The 1,848-nt window shown below is 66.1% G+C and carries 2 protein-coding genes; both read right to left on the bottom strand.

What is annotated here, in order from left to right; all coding sequences use genetic code 11:
- Nucleotides 1-1,140 (bottom strand): cytochrome P450 (locus WBB85_RS18345; protein WP_432640037.1); only part of this gene is annotated, 1,140 nt, incomplete at its 3' end.
- 51 nt (nt 1,141-1,191) lie between these two features.
- Nucleotides 1,192-1,848: EamA family transporter (locus WBB85_RS18340; RefSeq protein WP_432640036.1), on the bottom strand; the 657-nt coding region annotated here is incomplete at its 5' end.

The raw sequence follows: 1,848 nt of genomic DNA, 5'->3' as shown, positions 1-1,848 counted from the left end.
GAGATTGGCGTAGCGTGGAGGGGCGGCGAGTTGGAGCCGGGGCAAACGGTCAAAGAGGATCGGCAGCGCGGTTTTCAGTTCCAGTCGCGCCAGCGGTGCCCCGACGCAGAAATGCAGGCCGATGCCGAAACTGAGATTGGCTTTGACCGGGCGCGCCGGATCGAAGCGGTCAGGCCGGTCCCAGTGCCGCGGATCGCGGTTTGCGGCGGCCAACAGGCAGCCGACCTCATCGCCGCGCCGGAAGGTGTGGCCCGCGATCTCGATATCCTCATAGGCGTGGCGGGTAAAAAGGTGCAGCGGCGGGTCGTGGCGCAGGATTTCCTCGACCGTGCCGTCGATGGTCTCTGAGGTGAGGGCTTCAGATCCGAAACCGTTTTCAATCAGGGCCTTGACGCCATTGCCGATCGTGTGGACCGTCGCCTCGTGGCCCGCATTCAGAAGCAGGATGCACGTGGTGATCAGCTCATCCGTCGAAAGCGTCTCTCCCTCCATCTCGGCGGCGATGAGATGGGTGATGAGGTCGTCGGCGGGTGTGGCCCGGCGTTCCTCGACATAGGCGCTGAGGAAGGACACGAAGGCTTCAGTCGCGGCGACGGCCCTGTCCTCCATCCCACGGTCGCGGCGGGCCTGATACATGCCGACCATCGCGTTCGACCATTGCAGCAGGTCGTCGGCCCGGTCCTCGGGCACGCCAAGGAGGCGGGAGATGATGATCACCGGCAGTTTCTGGGCAAAATGGGGCAGCAGGTCGAAATCGCCTGTCGGGAAGGCGTCGATCAACGCATGGGTCAGGGCCGCGATCTCGGGTTCCAGCGCCGCGATCCGGCGCGAGGTGAAGGCGCGCAGGACAAGGGACCGCAGCCTTGTGTGACGGGGCGGTTCCAGTTCCAGCATCGAATGCGCCTCGACCGCGTAGAAGGGTTTCAGGTGGTCGGGGATGGGCGCACGATTTTCATCGGGCACTTCCCGGCCGAACCGGCGATCGCGCAGGATGGCCCCGACTGTGGTGGCCGAGGTGGCGCAGATCAGGTCGTAATCCAGCCAGTGGAACAGGGACCCCGCCGCCCGGGCGCGGTCATAGAACGGATAGGGGTTCTGGACGAACCCGTCATCGGTCGGCGACTGGCTGAGGCTTTGCATTGCGGGCTCCGGTCCTGATCCGGAGGAGCTAACCCGAGACAGAAGCGGTGTTCAAGCGTGGCGGCGACCGCGCCCTTGCGCGACCACCACGCCAAGAGCAACCAGCCCGGCCGCCCCGACCTGCGCCCAGTTCCAGCCCGCGCCGAAGGCGAGCGCCAGGACCATCACATAGAAGGGCGCGATGTTCATATGCATCGTCGCGACACCAACGCCGAGGCCCGCCACGCCGATCAGGAACAGAAGCTGGGCAATGGCCAGGCTGCCGATGCCGTATATGGCGAGATAGGCCCATTCCTGCGCCCCGATCAGGTGCCAGGGCAGGGAGGGGCCGCCGCTCAGTTCCAGTCCGGTCTGGACGAGGAGGGCGACAAAGGCGCCACCTGTCACCGTTACCGCTGTCCGGCCCAGCGCCGACAGGCCCGGCAGGGATTTGACCGAAGCGCGTGCGCCCCATGCGAAAATGACGACCGAGAAGAGGGCGGCCAGCGCGCCGAGCCCCATATTGATATGCCCCATCCGCGCGCCGAAGACCGCGATGCCGCCACCGGTGCTGAGGACGATGCCCACGACAAGTCGCAGCGTCAACCGCCGCCCGTCAAGCAGGCATTCGAGCGCGATGGCCGCGACCGGCATCGTCGCAAGGATCACGGCTGTGGTGATCCCGTCGGTGCGGCTTTGGGCGAAAATCAGAAGCAGCGCGCCCAGCCC

The organism is Albidovulum sp., from assembly GCF_049646345.1.
In the GTDB taxonomy this organism is placed as follows: domain Bacteria; phylum Pseudomonadota; class Alphaproteobacteria; order Rhodobacterales; family Rhodobacteraceae; genus Albidovulum.
Note: the sequence above shows the minus strand (reverse complement) of the source record. Positions and strands in the feature narration are given on the sequence as shown.